We start from the raw sequence: 17,391 nt of genomic DNA, 5'->3' as shown, positions 1-17,391 counted from the left end.
TTCATCTTTCTTTGCCACCATCGGGCTGGAGCCAACCGCTTCCAGGCATCGCCGCGCGCCCGCGGCGGTGCTCCAACATCGTGGTGAGGTGAGGAATCGATGTCGTGTCGCACTTTGCGCTGGGGAACTGTCCTGGCGGCGGCCGCCCTGCTCGTGTTCACGGCGGTGGCGCCCGCGCAGGCCGCAGAACTGCACTTCTCCACTCGCTACCCCGGCATCGTCGTCAAGCCCGGCGAACAGCTGAGCCTGACCCTCAACCTGTCCGGCGATGTCGGCGTGGCCGACCTGGCGGTGAAGGAGCTGCCGCAGGGCTGGGAGCCGCCCACGTTCCGGGGCGCGGGCTACCCGGTGAGCCAGGTGTACGTCGCGCCGGACCGCGATGAGACCGTGACGCTGAGCCTGAAAGTGCCCGACCGGGCCGCCGAGGGGACTTATCAGATCGTGCTGACCGCATCCGGCGGCGGCCAGGTGACCGAGCTGCCCCTCTCCATCACGGTGGCGGCCACTGCCACGGGCCGGGCGAGCCTGCGGACGGACTTCCCGTCGATCCAGGCCCAGGCGGGCACGACGTACGGCTTCAACGTGACGCTCCGCAACGACGGCGACGTGGAGGAGATGTTCGCCCTCTCGGCAGCGCCGCCTGAGGGTTGGGAAGTGATCTTCCGCGTCTCCGGCAAGCAGGTGGGGACCATTCCGGTCGCGGCCAACGCCTCCCAGACCGTGGATGTCTCGATCAGCGTCCCCGATGAGCTGGAGGCCGGCACCTACACCGTGCCCGTCTACGCCCGCTCCGCTTCGGGCGAGGCCAGCCTGGACCTGACCCTGGAGGTGCTGGGCAAGTACGGCCTGGATCTGACCACGCCCGACGGCCGGCTCTCCTTCGACGCGGTGGCCGGGCGCAAGAACGGCGTGACCCTGGAGGTCAAGAACACCGGCACCCTCCCCGTCTCGAACGTGACCTTCTCTTCCACCCTGCCGCCCAACTGGACGGCGACCTTCTCGCCCGAGAGCATCGACCAGCTGGCCCCGGGTGAAAGCCGCCAGGTGACGGTGGAGGTGACGCCCAGCAACAAGGCCCTGGCCGGCGACTACCTGGTGACCCTGCGGGCCCGCACCGACCGGGCCGGTGACAGCGCCGAGTTCCGGGTGGCGGTGCAGACGCCCACCCTCTGGGGCCTGGCGGGCGTGGGCGTGCTGGCCGCCGTGGGCGGCGGGCTCTACTGGGTTTTCCGCACCTTCGGCCGGAGGTGAGGCCGGTGGCGGAGACCGTCATCGAAACCCGCGGCCTGGTGAAGCGCTACGGGGACTTCACCGCGGTGGACGGCCTGGATCTGGAGGTGCGGGCCGGTGAGGTCTTCGGGCTGCTCGGCCCCAACGGGGCCGGCAAGACGACCACCATCCTGATGCTCCTGGGCCTGACCGAGCCCACCGAAGGCTGGATCCGGGTGCTGGGCCACGACCCGGTGCGGGATCCCATCGCCGTCAAGCGGCTGACCGGCTACCTGCCCGACAACGTGGGCTTCTACGACGAGATGACCGGCCGGCAGAACCTGTTCTACACGGCGGAGCTCAACGGCATCCCCCGGCGGGAGGCGGCGGCCGAGATCGACCGGCTGCTCCGGCGGGTGGGACTCAGCGAGGCCGCCGACACCCGGGTGGGGGCCTACTCCCGGGGCATGCGGCAGCGGCTCGGCGTGGCCGACGTGCTGCTGAAGAAGCCCCGGCTGGTCATCATGGACGAGCCGACGCTCGGCCTCGACCCCGAGGGCGCCCGGGAGTTCCTGCAGCTCATCCGGCAGCTCGCCGACGAGGGTATGACGGTGATGCTCTCCTCGCACCTTCTGCACCAGGTGCAGGAGGTCTGCGACCGGGTGGCGATCTTCGTGAAGGGCCACATGATCGCCTGCGGGCCGGTGGACGAACTCGCCGAGCAGGCCCTGGCCGGGGAGCCCCTGCGGCTGGAGCTGGAGCTCGCGCCGTGTCCGGAGGCGCTGCTCGCCGCCCTGGAAGGGCTGGAGGGCGTGCTGGAGGTGAAGCGGACCGGGGAGGGGGGCGACTCCGCCCGCCTGCACCTCACCTCCCGGCGGGACGTGCGCGCCGAGGTGAGCCGGCTGGCCGCTTCCCACGGGGCGGCGGTGCTGCACCTGAGCCAGGCGGGGCGCAGCCTGGACGACATCTACCGGCGCTACTTCGCGGACGGAGGTGAGACCGGTGGCCGTTCTTCCGAAGGTGCAGCCTAAGGTCTGGCTGGAGCGGCTGCGGGCCCGGCCGGCGGAGGCGCGGGCGGTGGCATCCCCGGGCGGCGGGCTGGCCGCGGTGGTGCGCAAGGAGTTCGCGGACCACGTGAGCAGCTGGCGCATGGTGATCCTGGTGCTGCTGCTGATCGTCACGGGTATCGGCTCGCTCTACACCACCGCGCAGACCATCCGGTCCGTCGTGGAGGCCACGGCCGACACGCCCGACTTCGTCTTCCTCCGGCTCTTCACGGTCGGCAGCGCCCAGCTTCTGCCGCTGACCTCCTTCGTCTCGTTCCTGGCGCCGCTGGTGGGCATCGCGCTGGGGTTCGACGCCATCTGCGGCGAGCAGAGCCGGCGCACCCTGAGCCGGCTCCTGGCGCAGCCGATCCACCGCGACGCGGTGATCAACGGCAAGTTCCTGGCCGGCCTGCTGAGCATTGTGGTCACGTTCACGGCCCTGCTGCTGGGCGTCGGCGCCCTCGGCCTGATCATGATCGGGGTGCCGCCCACCGGCGACGAGGCGCTGCGGCTGGTGGCCTACGGCGTGCTGACCACGATCTACGTGGCTTTCTGGCTGGCGCTGGCCATCCTGTTCTCGGTGGTCTTCCAGCAGGCGGCGACGTCCGCCCTGGCCTCCATCGCCGTCTGGCTCTTCTTCAGCGTCTTCTGGGACATGATCGTGCGGCTGGTGGCCGGCGACGATCCGGTGGGGCTGGGGCTCTGGCTGAGCCGGGTGTCGCCGGGGTACCTCTACACGGAGGCGATGGTGTACCTGCTCACGCCCAACGTCCGCACGCTGGGTCCGGTGACGCTGGAGCAGGTCCTGGGGGCGCTGGAGGGTGTGCTGCCGGTGGGCCAGTCGATCGCGCTGATCTGGCCCCAGGCCGTGGGGCTCGTGGCCCTGACGGCGGTGTGCTTCGCCGCTTCCTACATCCTCTTCATGCGGCGGGAGATCCGCGCCTGAGCGGCTGCCGCGGGAGAGGTTCACATACAGTGCGTCCGGGGCCCCGCTTGTTGCGGAGCCCCGGACCGTTGCATGGGGCGGTGATTTTGAGCTCTTCCCCCCGTTGGGCAGAACAAGCGGGCCGCATCACTTCACGATTCCGACGCCCTCCGCCGGTGCCGACAGCCGCCGCGCCAGGGCGGCGAGGCCCAGGCCCGCGAGGAGGAGGCAGGCGATGAAGCCCACCACGCCGGGCCAGCCGAACCGCATCCAGAAGAGTCCGGCCACGGTGCCGGCGATGCTCGCGCCGAGGTAGTAGGTGAGGAGGTAGAGGGCAGAGGCGGCGCCCTTGTCCCGCGGTGCGCGCTGCCCCACCCAGCTGCTGGCGATGGAGTGGGCGCCGAAGAAGCCGAAGGTGAAGACGGCAATGCCGCCGATCTTCAGGAGCAGCGGCCCGGCCAGCGAGATCGCCGCTCCGGCAAGCTGAATGCCCAGTCCCAGGGCGAGCATCGGCGCGCGGCCGTACCGGTCGGAGAGGCGGCCCATCCAGGCGGCGCTGACCGTGCCGAACAGGTAGAGCACGTAGATCCAGCCGACCAGGGCGGCGCTCAGGCTGTACGGCGGCGCCATGAGGTGGTAGCTCACGTAGTTGTACAGGGCGACGAAGGAACCCAAAGCCACGAAGCCCACGAAGTAGAGGGTGCGCAGCAGCGGGTCGCGGAAGGCATCCAAAAGCGACCGGGCCAGCCGGCTGAGCTGCAGCGGCTGCGCCCGGAAGTTGCGCGAAGGCGGGAGGGTGCGCGCGAACCAGAGCGCGCACACGAGGCTGACGAGGCCGATCGCGCCGAGGGCCCCCCGCCAGCCCCAGAACTCGGCCACGCTTCCCGAGATGATGCGGCCGCCGAGGCCCCCCAGCGAGTTGCCGGAGATGTACAGCCCCATGGCCGCCCCCAGATGGCGGGTGTCAATCTCCTCGGCGAGGTAGGCCATGGCCGTGGCCGGCAGGCCCGCCATGACCAGCCCCTGGAGGAAGCGCGTGAAGAGGAAGCCGTTGAACCCAACCATGCGGGACGCGGCCAGCCCGATGACGCCCGTCAGCAGCACGGCCAGGGTCATGATCGGCTTGCGCCCCAGGGAGTCGGCCACCGGGCCCACCAGCACCTGGGAGAACGCCATGCTCACGGTAGCCACGGAGAGGGACAGGCTGGCCTGCGCCGGATTGATGCCGAAGTCCTGGGAGAGCAGCGGCAGGATCGGCTGCGTGACGTACAGGCTGGCGTAGACCGAGAGGGCGCCGAGGAAGAGGGCGAGGGTGACCAGGCGGTACTCACGGGTGCCTCTCTGGATGCGCGACACGGGGGAAGCCTTCTTTCGTTAATAGTTCTACACACAATATGTTAGGCGATTGGTTCGTGATTGGCCAGAGGGCACGCCCGCGTTGCGGGGGACGTCCACCCCGGTGCGCCCAGACTCACCCGCGTCAGCACCCGAAGGGCTCGATCAGCACCTCCATCACCCCGCCGCAGACGGCGCCGTCGGGGAGGGAGGGATCGTCCAGCAGATCGACCTGCTCCAGCACGGGCTGCCCCTCGTCCAGGGCGGTGAGGGCGGCCAGCCGGACGCGGTTTTCACCGCAGCCGCCGCCGATCGACCCGGCGGTGCGCCCGTCCCGCCAGATGAGCATCTTCGCCCCCACCTCCCGGGGACAGTGGCCGCGGGTGTGCACGACGGTGGCCAGGGCGACGCGCTCCCCGGCCTGCAGCGCAGCCTGAAGGCGCAGGATGGGATCCTCCACGCCGATCACCTCCGGCTCAGGTGGATGAGGGGCCTGTCCAGCGCGGAGAGCGGCCTGCCGGTCCCGCCCCGACGGACGGCGATCAGCTCGGCGGCGATGGCGACGGCGATCTCGCCGGGGGTCCGCGCCCCGATGTCGAGCCCGATGGGGGCCCGCACCCGGCTCAGCCACGCCTCGTCCACGCCCTCCTCCCGCAGGGCATCGAGCACGGTCCGGACGCGCGTCCGGCTGCCGATCATGCCCACGTAGGGCACCGGCCTCCCGGCCAGCGCCGCCAGGCAGGCGGCGTCCTGGGCATGGCCCCGGGTGACCAGCACCACGTGGTGCCGCTCCCCCGGCGCCATCGCCGCCAGTTCCGCCGTGAGCGGGCCGCAGATCACCCGGTGTGCGGCGGGGAAGTGGGCCGGGTGGGCGTACTCCCGGCGGTCGTCCAGGACCCAGACCTGAAAGCCCGCCAGGGCGCCCGCCCGGGCCACCTCCCGGCCCACGTGGCCCGCGCCCACCACCAGGAGCACCGGCGGCGGCAGGTGGGACTCCACGTACACCCGTACGCTGCCCGCCGGCAGGTGCAGCCGCTGGCAGCCCGTCTCCCCGCGGACCAGCTGCTGCGCGGCGAGATCCGCCATCGCCGCCGCCAGACCCGCCGGCGCCGCCTCCAGCCGGGGATCGACGTAAAGCGGTCCGCCGGGTCCGGCCAGCACGGCGGCGCCCGCCCACGGGCCCTCCACCACCTTGGCGACGGCAACGGGGCGCTCAGCGGCGATCTCCCGGGCCAGCGGGTGCAGGTAGGACATCTCTCGCTGATGCCGCCCGAGGCGCAGGGGCGTCATGCGCGGCTCACCTCCCTTTCCCGGCGTCCGAGGGCCTCCAGGGCCTCCCGGTACGCAGCGGGCGTGTCGATGTCCCGGAGGATCTCGTCGTTTTCCACCGCGACCGGCGCCACCGCTTCGGGATGCCGGCGAAAAAGCCCCCTCAGCCCCTCCGCCGGGGGCAGCGCCAGCAGGTCGGGGAGGAACCGCCGGTCGACGCAGAGGGGGTGGCCCCGCCGCCCGCCGCAAGCCGGCACGGTCAGGCCGCCCCGGTGGCCCGCCGTCACGCGGGCGACGAGCCCGGGGGTGATCTGGGGCTGGTCCCCCAGGGCGATGAGCACCGCAGCCGCAGGTTCGCCCCGGGCTTCCTCCCGCAGGAGCGCCGCGGCGCCGCACTGTGCGGAGGTCAGCATCCCCTCGGGATAGCGGGGGTTCTCCACCAGCATCACCCGGCCGTCCCGGGCCAGCGACCGGAGGGCGGACCGGTGCTCGGCCGCGCGGTGGCCCAGCACCACCGCCGTGCGCCTGACGCCCGCCGCCAGCAGCGTCCGGACCACCGCCTCCAGGACCGTGCCGTCTCCCCACGGCAGCAGCATCTTGGGCCTGCCCATCCGCCGCGACTCGCCTGCGGCCAGCACCACCGCATCCACCGGCCGGCCGCCCGGTCCCGCCTTCGCTGCGCGCATCACGCGACCACCGCCCGTTCGAGCCAGTCGGTGAGGCCCGGGGCCATCGCCGCGGGCTGGATCAGCAGATGGGGCCCGACGTCCGGCGGCGGGTCCGGCAGCGGCAGACGGGCGCCGCGGCTGAACAGCCCCCAGACCGGCATCCAGTCCAGCCCGGGCCCGGTGAGCGGCCGGACCTCGCGGGCGCCGGGAAGCGCCAGCGCCCACGCCAGATCCGCACCGCCCATGACGGCCCGCCGGACACGGCCTGCGGCGATCGCCTCCCGCAGCCGCCCGGGCGCCTCCAGGTAGAGGAGGCTGCGCACCGCCGGTCCCAGGACGGCCGCCAGGGCGTCGCTCCCCAGCGGGGCCCAGACGGGCTCGTTGCCGCCGGCGCCGCCGAACGTCACCAGGGCGGCACGCCGGTAGCCGGCGACGGCCAGCAGGCAGCTCCCGGGCAGCGTCCGGTACGCGGCCCAGCCGGCCAGGAGCGGCAGCCAGGCCAGCTCCCGGGCGGAGGCATCCGCCGCGGGGTCGCCGTCCGGCGCGAGCGGCTCCCCGTCGAGCCCCAGCGCTTCCGCCAGCCGCGAGAGCTCCGGCGCAGGGTAGACGGCCAGTGTGGGAGGCGGCGCGGGGGGTTCGCCTGTCCGGGGGGGTGCGCCATCCCCGGCGGCGTCCGCCTGCACGCTCAGGCCGCCCGGCGCCGTGCACCTGGCCGCCTCCGGCGGCCCTTCTTCCACGATGATCTCCGGCCCGGCCAGCGCGGCCCGAAGTCCGGCCACCGCCGCGAGGCCGGCCTGGCGCAGGACCTCCCGCCGCCGCGGGTCCATCACCGCGCGCCCCCCTTCCCGCCGGCGCCGGGGTGGACCGGCTCCGGTTCGGCGCCCGGGGCTGCCGGGGCCGTTCCGGTCTCCAGGACCAGCTCCTCGTACCACCGGCCGTGCACCGCCCGCACGTGCGTCAGGCTCACCGTTCCCAGGAACATCGAACGCAGGAGCGGCCAGTTGGTGCGCACCAGCGTCACCGCGGCGACGTGCACGAAGAGCATGACGATCGCGCCGATGAAGGCCCAGTCGTGGAGGATCGTGGCCCAACGCACCACGCCCGCCGGCAGCGGGTAGGCGTAGCGCACCGCCTTCAGCAGCCCCGTGGCCACCAGAACGAGGGAGACCAGCACCCAGAGGGGATAGGAGAGGAGCCGCTGGGTAGCCAGGTACTTGCCCGCGGGCGGGTGGCCCTGCCAGCCGACCGCCCGCTCGATCTCCCGCCGCCACGCCGCGGGCCACTGCAGCGAGCCAAACCCGAGGATGCCCCGGTCGCCCACCAGTCCGGCGTACGCCAGCAGCTCCAGCCCGGCGTCCCGCAGGGTCTCCCGGTCGGGCAGCAGCCGGTGGCGGCGGGAGGCCCCGGTGGTCAGCGCGTGCACGGCGGTGCCGCCCAGGCCCAGGAGGATCAGCGCGGCGCCGGCGTAATGCGCCGTGTAGAGCGCCGTGAGCGGGAAGGCGCCGGGCAGCCAGGAGACCGTCAGCAGCGCGCCGCTCCCGATGGCCAGCAGGAATCCGGCCGCGTTCACCCAGTGGCTGATTCGGTGGCCCGGGGAGTGGCGCTCCACCTGGCTCGTGCCCGGATGGATGCCGGGCCGGCGCCGGCGGTAGAAGGCCCCGCCGAAAAGCCCCAGCGCGATGCCGGCCGCGGCGGCCAGCAGCGTGATGGACGCCCAGCGGAAGCCCAGCTGGAACAGGGCGCTCTGCGGCGCCCAGGGTTCGGCCGCGAGCGCGGCGGCGGGGAACAGGCCGAGCGCGCCCGCCAGCGCAGCGGCTCTCCGCACCGCGGCCCGGATGTGCCCCCACACCGCCGTACCGATGCGCCCCCGTCCCGCACGGCGCGGCGGGACCATGCCAGCCGGCTGCCCCGGCCGGGCCGGGACGCAACGCCGCGTCTCCTTCATCCCGCACACCTCCCTCAGAGGATCTGCCGGTAAGTGGCCGGGTCGGCCCGGCGGATGTCGAGGCAGAGGTGGTCGCTCTCGATCAGGCCGAGCCGGATCGAGTGGTTGACCGGGCAGACGCCGACGCAGGCCGGGCCCTCGGGCCGCCAGTGGCACATGTCGCACTTGGTGTAGACGTGCCGCTCCGGGTCGTAGAAGATGCGCGTGCCCGCCAGCGGGTCGCCCGAGACCGCCGATACGCCCTCGGCCGGGAAGGGGCAGGCCGCCGCGCATTTGCCGCAGGCGACGCAGACCGACTCGTCGATGCACCGGGCGCCGCTGCCCGGGTCGATGCGCAGGGCGTCGGCCGGGCAGACCACGAAGCATTCCGGGTCGGGGCACTGCTTGCAGGGAGCGGGCACGTAGCCGGCGTTGCCCATCTGGGCGCCTGTGGCGACGGCGATGCCCACCGGCTGCCCGGGCGGCGCGAAGACCCGGATGCGGGGCACTCCCGACAGGCCGGCCTCCCGGTGCACCTGGCCGCAGGCGACCTCGCAGGCGCCGCACCCGACGCAGAGGGCGGGGTCGGGGAAGATGACCCCCTCGGAGAGGGGCGGAAGCTCGGTTTCGGCCACCGCCGCCACCTTCGCGGCGCCCATGAGGGCGAAAAGCGACCCGGCGGCCGCGGCCGCCGCCGTCAGAAAGCCGCGCCTGGACGCTTGCTGCTGGGCCATATCGGCTCCTCCTTTCCGTCACTCCCCGAGGATCGCCCGGCGCATGAGCTGCGCCGCCAGATCGATCTTGTAGGCGTTGTGGGTCATGGGCCGCGCCTGGGCCAGCTCGGCCCGGACCGCCTGGTCCACCGTCTCCGGCGACAGCTGCGCCCCGCGCAGGAGGCGCTCCGCCGTGTGGCACCGCCAGGGGGCCGGAGCCACCGCGCCCAGCACCAGCCGGATGTCCCGGATGGCGGTGCCCACCACCTGCATCTGGCAGGCCACCGACAGGATGGCGAAGTCCCAGACCTCCCGGGTGCGGACCTTGATCCAGACCTGGCGGCCGCCCTCCATCGGCGGGGGGACCCGGACCTCCGCCAGGATCTCGCCCGGCCGGAGGACGTTCTCCCGGTGCAGGTCCTGCCGCGGCAGCACGAAGAACTGCTCCAGCGGCATCGTCCGGTTGCCGTCGGGCCCGGCGACGGTGGCCTCCGCATCCAGGGCGATCAGGGCGGGCGCCAGGTCGGAGGGGTGCACGATGAAGCACCCGGCGCCGCCGAGGATCGCGTGGTACCGGTTGTCGCCCAGCACAGCGGAGCAGTACGTGCGGTCCCGCCGGAGGCAGGGGGTGAGGGGGTTCCGGTAGTACCAGCAGCGGGGGCGCTGGCAGAGGTTGCCCCCCACCGTTCCCTGGTTGCGGATCTGCTGCGACGCCACCCGGCGGGCGGCCTCGTGCAGCAGCGGCCACCGCTCCCGGATGCGCCCGTGCTGCTCGACGTCGGCCACCGTGGTGGCAGCGCCGATGCGCAGGCCGCCGTCCCCGGTCTCCTCGATGTAGCTGAGCGGTCCGATGGTCTTCAGGTCGACCACGACCTCCGGGGTGACCACCCGGTTCTTCATCAGTCCCACCAGGTCGGTGCCGCCGCCCAGGGGCGCCCCCTGGTCGCCGGCCCGCCGGAGCGCGCCGACCGCCTGCTGGACCGAGCCCGCGGCGACGTAGCTGAAGCTTTTCACCTCCGCACACCTCCTCACTTTCCGGCCGCCCGGAGGGCCCGCAGCACCCGCTCCGGGGTGAGCGGCAGCTCGGTGACCAGGACGCCGGTGGCGTTGTAGACGGCGTTGACGATGGCGGCGGCTGTCGGGATGCCCGGCGGCTCGGCCATGCCCTTGGTGTTGGTGTTGTTGGAGTAGAGGTCGATCTGCGGGACGATGATCGGCACCTGTTCGGGCATGTCGCTGATGGTGGGCAGCTTGTAATCGGTGTAGTTGCAGGTGACCACCACGCCCGTGTTGGGGTCGATCACCCGCTCCTCGCTCATGGCGTACCCCCGGCCCAGCGCCAGGCCGCCGTGGATCTGGCTCTCCACCAGCAGCGGGTTGATCGCCCGCCCGCAGTCGTGGGCGGCCACCAGCTTCAGGATCTTCACCTGGCCGGTGCGGGTGTCCACCTCCACCTCGGCGAACTGGGCGCCGAAGGCCGTCACCCGGTAGTCGCTGGGGTTGGGCCCGCGGAAGCCCTTGCCCACCACGGCGTGGGTGAACTGCCGGGCGACGCTGGCCAGCGGCTGGGCGAAGCCGGGGTCGGTGCGGGAGCGGACCACGCCGTCTTCCATGTAGAGGTCCGTGACGTCCCGGTCCGTCAGCTCGCTCACCGCCTGCAGCACCTGCCGGCGGGCGTCGGCCGCGGCGTTGCGGACGGCGGGGGTGAGGGAGGGGGTCAGCCGGCTGCCGTAGGTGCCCTGGTCGAAGACGCCCAGGGCCGTGTCCCCGCAGCGCACCTGCACCAGCGACAGCGGCACCCCCAGCTCCTCGGCGCAGACCATCGCCATCGCCGTCATGGCGCCCTCGCCGAGGTCGTTGAAGGCGGACTGCAGGATCACCGAACCGTCGGTGTTGATGACCACGTTGGCCGCCGAGGGCGGGCCGCCGCCGGCGCCCCAGATCAGCGAGCCGACGCCCACGCCCCGCTTCACCGGCCCGGGGTCGGAGCCGGGGACCTTGCGCCGCTTCTCCGCCCACCCGATCGCCCGGACGCCCAGGTCGTAGGCCTCTTTGAGCCCCTTGCTGGAGTAAGGGATCTGCGCCACCTGGTCGGCCCAGGGGGTGTCGTTCTTCTTGCGGAACTCGATGGGGTCCATGCCGATGGCCTCGGCCAGGAGGTCCATCACCGCCTCCAGGGGGGCCATGCCCTCCTTGTTGCCGGGTCCCCGCATGGCGGTGTTGGTCATGTGGTTGGTGTAGACCGCGTACTCCTCGGTGCGCACGTTGGGGCAGAGGTACATCTCGCGGGCCGGAATCCCGGAGTTGAGGGCGAAGCGGCCGCCCTCCGCGCCGGCGGCGACGTAGGCCTTCAGGTCGATGAAGGTCAGCGTGCCGTCCCGCCTGCAGCCGGCCCGGATCTTCTGCACCGTGTAAGGCCTGTGGCCGGTGGAGATGATCTCCTCCCACCGCTCCAGGGTCAGCTTCACCGGCCGCTGGGTCACCCTGGCCAGCAGCGCGGTGATGACGTGGTACTTCTCCAGGCCCGTCTTGGAGCCGAAGCCGCCGCCCATGTAGTCCCGGAGCACCCGCACCTTCGACGCGGGCAGGCCGAAGGCCCCGGCCAGGCCGTTCATCACGTTGTAGACCGACTGGGTGGAGTCGTACATGACCAGCGTGCCGTCGCTCTCCCAGTAGGCCACGCTGCCGTGGGGCTCCATGCAGCAGTGGTGGACCGCCGGCAGGCGGAAGGTCCGCTCCACGACCACGTCCGCCTCCCGTTCGCCCTGGGCGATGTCGCCCCGCTCGATGATGCGCGGCCCGCCGTTCAGCACCTTGCCGCTGGGGTGGATCTGCGGGGCGTCGGGCTCCAGGGCCTTCTCGGGGTCCAGCACGAAGGGCAGCGGCTTGTAGGTGACCCGGATGGCGGCAACCGCGTCGCGGGCGACGTGCTCGTTCACCGCCGCCACGGCCGCGACCTCGGCGCCCACGTACCGGAGGACGGGGTTGAAGACCAGGCCTTGGCCGGCCACGTTGATGGGCTCGGTGTTGCCGTAGTGGAGGATGGCGATGACGCCGGGGATCTTCTCCGCCTCCGAGGTGTCGATCGAGACGATCTCCGCGTGGGGGTAGGGCGAGCGCAGGATCTTGCACCAGAGCATGCCGGGGAGCTGGACATCGGCGGTGTAGACCGCCCGGCCCGTGACGCGCGCCACCCCGTCGATCCGGGGGATGCGCTGTCCGACGATCTTCAGCTGCTCATCGGGCCGCCACGGCTCCACCTCGTTCTCGGGCACCTCGACGATGATCTCGCTGACGTGGCCCTCGATCTCGACCCGCGTCTTGACAAACGGCATGCGTTCACCCCCTTACCGGCGGGCCCGGGCGGCCTGCAGCCCCGCCGCGAGGATGCCGGGGTAGGCGCCGCAGCGGCAGATGTTGCCGGCCACGGCGTTCCTGATGTCTGCCTCGGTGGGATCCGGGTTCTGCATGAGGCACGCCTTGATGGACATGATCTGGCCGGAGGTGCAGTAGCCGCACTGGAACCCGTCGCAGTCGATGAAGGCCTGCTGGACCGGGTCGAGCCCCTGCTCAGTGGCCAGCCCCTCGACGGTGAGGACCGCCTTGCCCTGCATCTGCACCGCGAGGACCGAACAGCTGTAGATGGCCCGGCCGTCCACGATCACGGTGCAGGCGCCGCACTCGCCCCGGTCGCAGGTGACGTGCGTCCCGGTCAGGCGGAGCCGCTCCCGGAGCAGGTTCGCCAGGGTATCGCGGGTGTCGACCTCCACCGTGTACTCGGTACCGTTGACCGTGAGCGTCACGGTCTGCAGCACGGGCGGGCGGTATCCCTGCGCCGCGGGCGGCAGCTCCGCGGCCTCCGCCCGGCCCGTGCGCGGCGCCCGGTCCGCGAGCCGCGCCCGGCGCCGGATCCTTACGCCCCCCAGGAGGCCGGCCGCGGCCGCCGCGGCGCCCGCCTGCTTCAGCAGCGTCCGCCGGGCGATTCTCTGCGGTCTCCCCTTCTGACGCACAGCGCCCCCTCCTTCTGCTTTGAGGATCAGCCATTCACGGAAAGAATCCTATTCATGCCTGGGGGGACATTATCCCTGGGCCCCGGCCGCTGCAACAAAACGCAGGACGCCTTCCGCTGGCGTCCTGCGTTCTCATTCGGCTTTGTCCTGCGGCGTCAGTGCACCGTGATGATGGCCATCACCGCCACCATGTAGAGCGAGGCGAACTTGAAGAGCCGGAAGTTGACCTGCACCGACGGGCGGATGAGGGCGTTGGCGGCGAGCCCCACCAGCACGGCGCCCAGGCAGAAGGATACGCCCACCGTGCCCCAGGGGAGGGACAGCAGCCAGGTGACGGTCGCCATGGTCAGGGCGGCCAGCAGGGTGGAGCCGCTGATGACCCTCTGCGTCACCTCCGGCCCGTAGACGTTGGGGAAGACCGGCACCCCGGCCGCGGCGTAGTCCTCGGCGTACTTGATGCTGAAGGTCAGGATGTGGGTGGGGATCCAGAGCAGCACGGCCAGGGCCAGGAGGAGCCCGACCAGGTCGACGCGCCCCAGCGCCAGGGCCCGTCCGGCCAGCACGGGCATGCCGCCGGAGATCCCGCCCCAGAGGATCGACCACGGGGTCCGCCGCTTCAGCCAGACCGTGTAGACCCCCACGTCCAGCAGCCAGCCGGCGAACACAATCAGGCCGAACAGCAGGTCCGCCGCGAAGGCCCAGGCGAGGCCGCCTGCGGTCAGCGCCGCCCCCAGCGCCAGCGCCGCGCCCGGCGAGAGCCGCCCCGCGGGCAGCGGGCGGTCCTGGGTGCGCGCCATCTCGCCGTCGATGTCGCGGTCGTAGACCATGTTGAGCACCGTCGCCCCGCTGATGCTGAGCAGAAGGGCCCCCAGGAGCGCGGGCCATCCGCCCCGCAGCGGCCCGCCCCCGCTGGCGCAGCCGGCCACGCCGGTGAAGAGCAGCAGGGCGGTCTGCTTGCTCTTGATGAGCGACCATACGTCCCGCAGCCACTGCATCGCCGGGTGTCCCGGCGCGGGCGCCGCCGGTTTCGTCTGACCGGGCGCTGCCGGCTGTGCTGCAGGTCTCCTCCGTGTCATCCGCGCTCACCTCCTCTGGGCGCGGGTCACCGCACGCACCGGAAGCCGATGCCGGGGCTCCGGTACTCCGGTTCCACGTTGTTGCGGCTCCAGGTGCGCAGGTCGTACGCATAGTCCGCCTTGCTGCCGCCCCGCAGATAGCGGTAGTGGATCTGGGGGTAGATGTCCGCGGTCCACTCCCAGACGTTGCCGGCCATGTCGTAGACCCCGTAGGGGCTGGCCGCGTCGGCGGTCTGGAAGTCGCCCCACCGCTGGCCGTTGTAGAAGCCGACCGGCGTGGTGTCGCTGAACCCCTCGGCGGTCTCGAAGGGATCGCGGCTGTGGTAGTAGTTGGCGTGCTGCGGGGTGATCTCGTCGCCCCAGGGGTAGGCCCGCTGGGTCGTGCCCTTGGCGGCCTTCTCCCACTCGGCCTCGGTGGGCAGCCGCCAGCCGTAGTACTCACAGTAAGCCTTGGCGCCGAACCAGGTCACCATCGTGGCGGGGTGGTTCTCATACCCGGACAGCACGGAGAAGCCGTCGCCCTCGGCGAACACGCGGTTCGCCGGATCGCCCAGGACGAAGTGGGGGTAGTCGCCCGGCGGGTACTCCTTCTCGTGCTTGCCGAAGTGGTACGCATCGCCGGGGTAGGGGGCGAGGATCGTGTCGCCGTCGCGCTGCAGCACGCCGGCCGCGAGCGCCTCCTCCAGGTAGGCGGCAAACTGGGCGTTGGTCACGGGGACGACCATGATCTCGAACTCGTCCACCATCGTCTCCAGCGCGTCACGCCCCATGGGGAAGGGGCCTGCGGGCACCCGGGCCCAGCCCTCGGCGTCGGTTCCGGCCGCGGTGAACTGCCCGAGCCCCGGCGGCGGCGTGGGGGGAGACCCGCAGCCGGAGAGCAGGGAGGAGACCGCGAGGAGCGCCACCAGGGCGGTCGTCGCCTTGCTCCAGCGTCCGCCGGGCCGGAACAGGTCGGCCAGCAGCCAGATCAGGAAGACCGCCAGCACCACCAGCACGGCCCCCAGGCCCAGGTCCATGGCCAGCATGGTCCGGTTGACCACGGGCTGCTGCGTGTACTCGGTGACGAACAGCCGCTTCAGGCTGAAGATCGTCGCCCCGGCGAAGGCCAGGTCGGAGCCGACGATCACGAGCCAGCCGAACCAGCGGCGCGCCCTCCCCTTGAGCCCCATCATGTCGGCGAAGTAGAAGAGGAGGATGGTGGCCACGATGGCCGAGAGCATGTGCCAGTGGCCGGTGAGCGTGATGCGCTCCTCCCGGTGGGGCATCGTGCGGATCAGCTCGTCCAGCTTCACGGCCATGAAGATGCCGACGAAGGTGGTGCAGAAGTTCATGTAGACCATCTGCCACGTCGCCCCGAAGCGGAGCGGGTCGTGGAGCAGGGCCTTCACCTTCTGGCCGAAGGTGGCCCGGGCGATCCCCTGCTCGGCCAGCCGGTCGCTGACCAGCTTCCCCCAGGCGTAGATCACCAGCAAGAGCGCCGCCAGGAGGATGAAGCAGGAGCCGACGTAGATGATCGTGTGCGCCGCCGCGGTGAACACCACAGACCAGGCGCCGAAGCTGGTGACGATGGTGCCGAAGCTCATAAGCGGCATGGCCACCTTGTGCAGGGTGCCCCGGAAATCAAACCAGCGGCAGACCAGCAGGCAGGTGGCCACGGCGATGAGGGTGAGCATGATGTGCAGGTGGCCGATGACCGAGCTCTGCAGCACGGTGCGCACCGGGTTCCGGACCACGTCCTCCGACAAGAACGAGACGAAGCCGTTGCCGAAGTACGCGCCCGGGATCGCCCCGAACAGGGCGGAGACCAGGGTGCACACGGCCATGGTGAAGAAGGCGGTCCGTTCCAGGTCCACGCCCCCGCGGGTACGGGCGTAGGCCGGATCGTGCTGCCGGTACTCGGGCCCGAAAGGCCAGAGGGCGACCGCCAGCAGGATGCCGGCGTAGAACAGCAGCGCCTGGCCGACCAGGAAGAGCCCGTGGAACACCCAGTTCTGGCCGAAGTACCCGAAGATGAGTCCGCTGAACATGGCCAGCAGGTAACCCACGGTGGTGATCGTGTTGATGTTGGCTTGCTGCGCAGGCTTCATGGGCACCCGGTCGGTGATGAGGTAGACGAGGACGGCGACGACGGCGAAGGCAATGGAATGGTAGAGGGTGATGATGCGCCCCTCCCGCTGCACCGGCTCCAGCTTCATGCCCAGCAGGTTCACCACCACATCCCGCACGCCCCACTCGACCATGGGGCCGGAGAGCGTCATCCAGATGGCGGTGACCAGGGCGACCAGGCCGATGGCCAGCAGGCACAGGCCGCGCGTCGAGCGGAACAGGTACTGCAGACGACGCTGCATGGTGCCTCCCTCCCTGGCGGATCCTGTCACCTTCACCTTATCAGCGGGGGCCCGGCGAAACATTGACCTGAGTCAATCAAACCTCATCCGACTGCAGCCGGCTCCAGGTTCAGCGCGATGCGGTGCAGCTGGCACGGGTCGAGCAGGGAGATGTGGCCGTATCCGGCGTCCTCGATCAGGCCCTGGCCCTTGAACTCGCCCAGCACACGCACCACCGTCTCCACCGCCAGCCCGCTCATGGAGGCGATCTCGCTCCGGGTGAGGGAGACGCAGGAGGCGCCGTCCTGGCACTCGGTGGTCATGAGGAGGGTGCAGGCGACCACGGAACGGGCCGGCAGGGTGGAGACGTGCGTGAGCCGCATGTAGCTCAGGATCAGCTCCTCCGTAATGCCCGCGATGACCGCGCTGGCCAGGTCGGGATCCTCCCGGATCGCCCGCCAGGCCGCGTCCCGTTCGATGAAGTAGACCTCTGCGCCCTGCCGGCCGGCGCGGCCGCTGCAGCAGTAGGTGCGCGCCATGCGCAGGCCGGCCAGACCCACGGGCGCGCCCGCAGGCGCCATGCGGATGATCTGCTCCCGGCCTTCGGCGTCCACCACGTACTCGTGGATCTGGCCCTTTGTGACCAGCCACCAGCCCACGACCGGGTCCCCCTGGCCGAAGAGGATCTCGCCCCGCTCCAGCTCCCGGCGGGTGGCCATGGGCCGCAGCCGCATGAGCTGGTCCCGCATGTCCCGCCAGCAGTAAGGGGCCCCCCGCTCCCGCACCGGACAGTCCGCACAGCGTTCCCTCGGCTGCCTCACTGGTGTGCCACCCCCTCGCGGCGTTCTTTCTTCTACCATGCGGGAGTGGACGGGGAGCGCTCCACCCG

The 17,391-nt window shown here is 71.8% G+C and carries 16 protein-coding genes; 3 read left to right on the top strand and 13 right to left on the bottom strand.

Going from position 1 to position 17,391, the window contains the following annotated elements; genetic code table 11:
* The first annotated feature begins 99 nt into the window (after positions 1–99).
* From ACZ5UM_RS16375 to ACZ5UM_RS16365, 3 genes are read left to right on the top strand one after another with little or no spacing between them, the layout of a single operon-like run.
* Entirely contained in the window at positions 100–1,251 is a 1,152-nt protein-coding gene (locus ACZ5UM_RS16375; RefSeq protein ID WP_464845450.1) for a COG1470 family protein, read from the top strand.
* A 5-nt stretch (positions 1,252–1,256) separates the two neighbouring features.
* Positions 1,257–2,240 carry an ABC transporter ATP-binding protein gene (locus ACZ5UM_RS16370; protein WP_464845448.1) on the top strand — a complete coding sequence of 328 codons (984 nt, stop codon included), beginning with the start codon at positions 1,257–1,259 and terminating at the stop codon, positions 2,238–2,240.
* A complete protein-coding gene (locus ACZ5UM_RS16365; protein ID WP_464845444.1) occupies positions 2,212–3,201 on the top strand; it encodes an ABC transporter permease in 990 nt (329 codons plus the stop codon). The genes ACZ5UM_RS16370 and ACZ5UM_RS16365 overlap by 29 nt, the downstream gene beginning before the upstream one ends.
* Before the next feature lie 126 nt (positions 3,202–3,327).
* Here ACZ5UM_RS16365 and ACZ5UM_RS16360 read toward each other — a convergent pair whose 3' ends face one another.
* The 13 genes from ACZ5UM_RS16360 to ACZ5UM_RS16300 all read right to left on the bottom strand — a co-directional run bounded on the left by ACZ5UM_RS16360 (position 3,328) and on the right by ACZ5UM_RS16300 (position 17,323).
* Entirely contained in the window at positions 3,328–4,536 is a 1,209-nt protein-coding gene (locus ACZ5UM_RS16360; RefSeq protein ID WP_464845441.1) for an MFS transporter, read from the bottom strand.
* 124 nt (positions 4,537–4,660) lie between these two features.
* The gene (locus ACZ5UM_RS16355; RefSeq protein ID WP_464845438.1) at positions 4,661–4,975 is read right to left on the bottom strand and encodes an XdhC family protein; all 315 of its coding nucleotides are present in this window, start codon (positions 4,973–4,975) and stop codon (positions 4,661–4,663) included.
* Between the two features lie 5 nt (positions 4,976–4,980).
* Positions 4,981–5,805: an XdhC family protein gene (locus ACZ5UM_RS16350; RefSeq protein ID WP_464845436.1), complete on the bottom strand. Its 825-nt coding sequence runs from the start codon at positions 5,803–5,805 to the stop codon at positions 4,981–4,983.
* Positions 5,802–6,470 (bottom strand): nucleotidyltransferase family protein, encoded by a 669-nt coding sequence (locus tag ACZ5UM_RS16345; RefSeq protein ID WP_464845432.1) that lies wholly within the window; start codon positions 6,468–6,470, stop codon positions 5,802–5,804. Before ACZ5UM_RS16345 ends, ACZ5UM_RS16350 begins: the two co-directional genes overlap by 4 nt.
* Positions 6,470–7,282: a hypothetical protein gene (locus ACZ5UM_RS16340; protein ID WP_464845429.1), complete on the bottom strand. Its 813-nt coding sequence runs from the start codon at positions 7,280–7,282 to the stop codon at positions 6,470–6,472. Before ACZ5UM_RS16340 ends, ACZ5UM_RS16345 begins: the two co-directional genes overlap by 1 nt.
* Positions 7,279–8,397, bottom strand: a complete 1,119-nt coding sequence (locus ACZ5UM_RS16335; RefSeq protein WP_464845427.1) for a cytochrome b/b6 domain-containing protein — start codon at positions 8,395–8,397, stop codon at positions 7,279–7,281. The genes ACZ5UM_RS16340 and ACZ5UM_RS16335 overlap by 4 nt, the downstream gene beginning before the upstream one ends.
* 14 nt (positions 8,398–8,411) lie before the next feature.
* Positions 8,412–9,110, bottom strand: a complete 699-nt coding sequence (locus ACZ5UM_RS16330; RefSeq protein WP_464845424.1) for a 4Fe-4S dicluster domain-containing protein — start codon at positions 9,108–9,110, stop codon at positions 8,412–8,414.
* Between the two features lie 18 nt (positions 9,111–9,128).
* The gene (locus tag ACZ5UM_RS16325) at positions 9,129–10,103 is read right to left on the bottom strand and encodes an FAD binding domain-containing protein (RefSeq protein ID WP_464845421.1); all 975 of its coding nucleotides are present in this window, start codon (positions 10,101–10,103) and stop codon (positions 9,129–9,131) included.
* A gap of 14 nt (positions 10,104–10,117) precedes the next feature.
* The gene (locus ACZ5UM_RS16320; RefSeq protein ID WP_464845419.1) at positions 10,118–12,424 is read right to left on the bottom strand and encodes a xanthine dehydrogenase family protein molybdopterin-binding subunit; all 2,307 of its coding nucleotides are present in this window, start codon (positions 12,422–12,424) and stop codon (positions 10,118–10,120) included.
* Between the two features lie 12 nt (positions 12,425–12,436).
* Positions 12,437–13,099 (bottom strand): (2Fe-2S)-binding protein, encoded by a 663-nt coding sequence (locus tag ACZ5UM_RS16315; RefSeq protein WP_464845416.1) that lies wholly within the window; start codon positions 13,097–13,099, stop codon positions 12,437–12,439.
* Positions 13,100–13,254: 155 nt separating this feature from the next.
* Positions 13,255–14,175, bottom strand: a complete 921-nt coding sequence (gene cyoE, locus ACZ5UM_RS16310) for a heme o synthase (RefSeq protein ID WP_464845413.1) — start codon at positions 14,173–14,175, stop codon at positions 13,255–13,257.
* A gap of 26 nt (positions 14,176–14,201) precedes the next feature.
* Complete coding sequence (locus ACZ5UM_RS16305) at positions 14,202–16,523, bottom strand: formylglycine-generating enzyme family protein (RefSeq protein WP_464845410.1); 2,322 nt, start codon at positions 16,521–16,523, stop codon at positions 14,202–14,204.
* Positions 16,524–16,606: 83 nt separating this feature from the next.
* Positions 16,607–17,323 (bottom strand): Crp/Fnr family transcriptional regulator, encoded by a 717-nt coding sequence (locus ACZ5UM_RS16300; protein WP_464845408.1) that lies wholly within the window; start codon positions 17,321–17,323, stop codon positions 16,607–16,609.
* Positions 17,324–17,391: the final 68 nt, after the last annotated feature.

This window comes from Symbiobacterium ostreiconchae (genome assembly GCF_055396975.1).
This window is presented reverse-complemented; position numbering and strand designations above follow the sequence as displayed.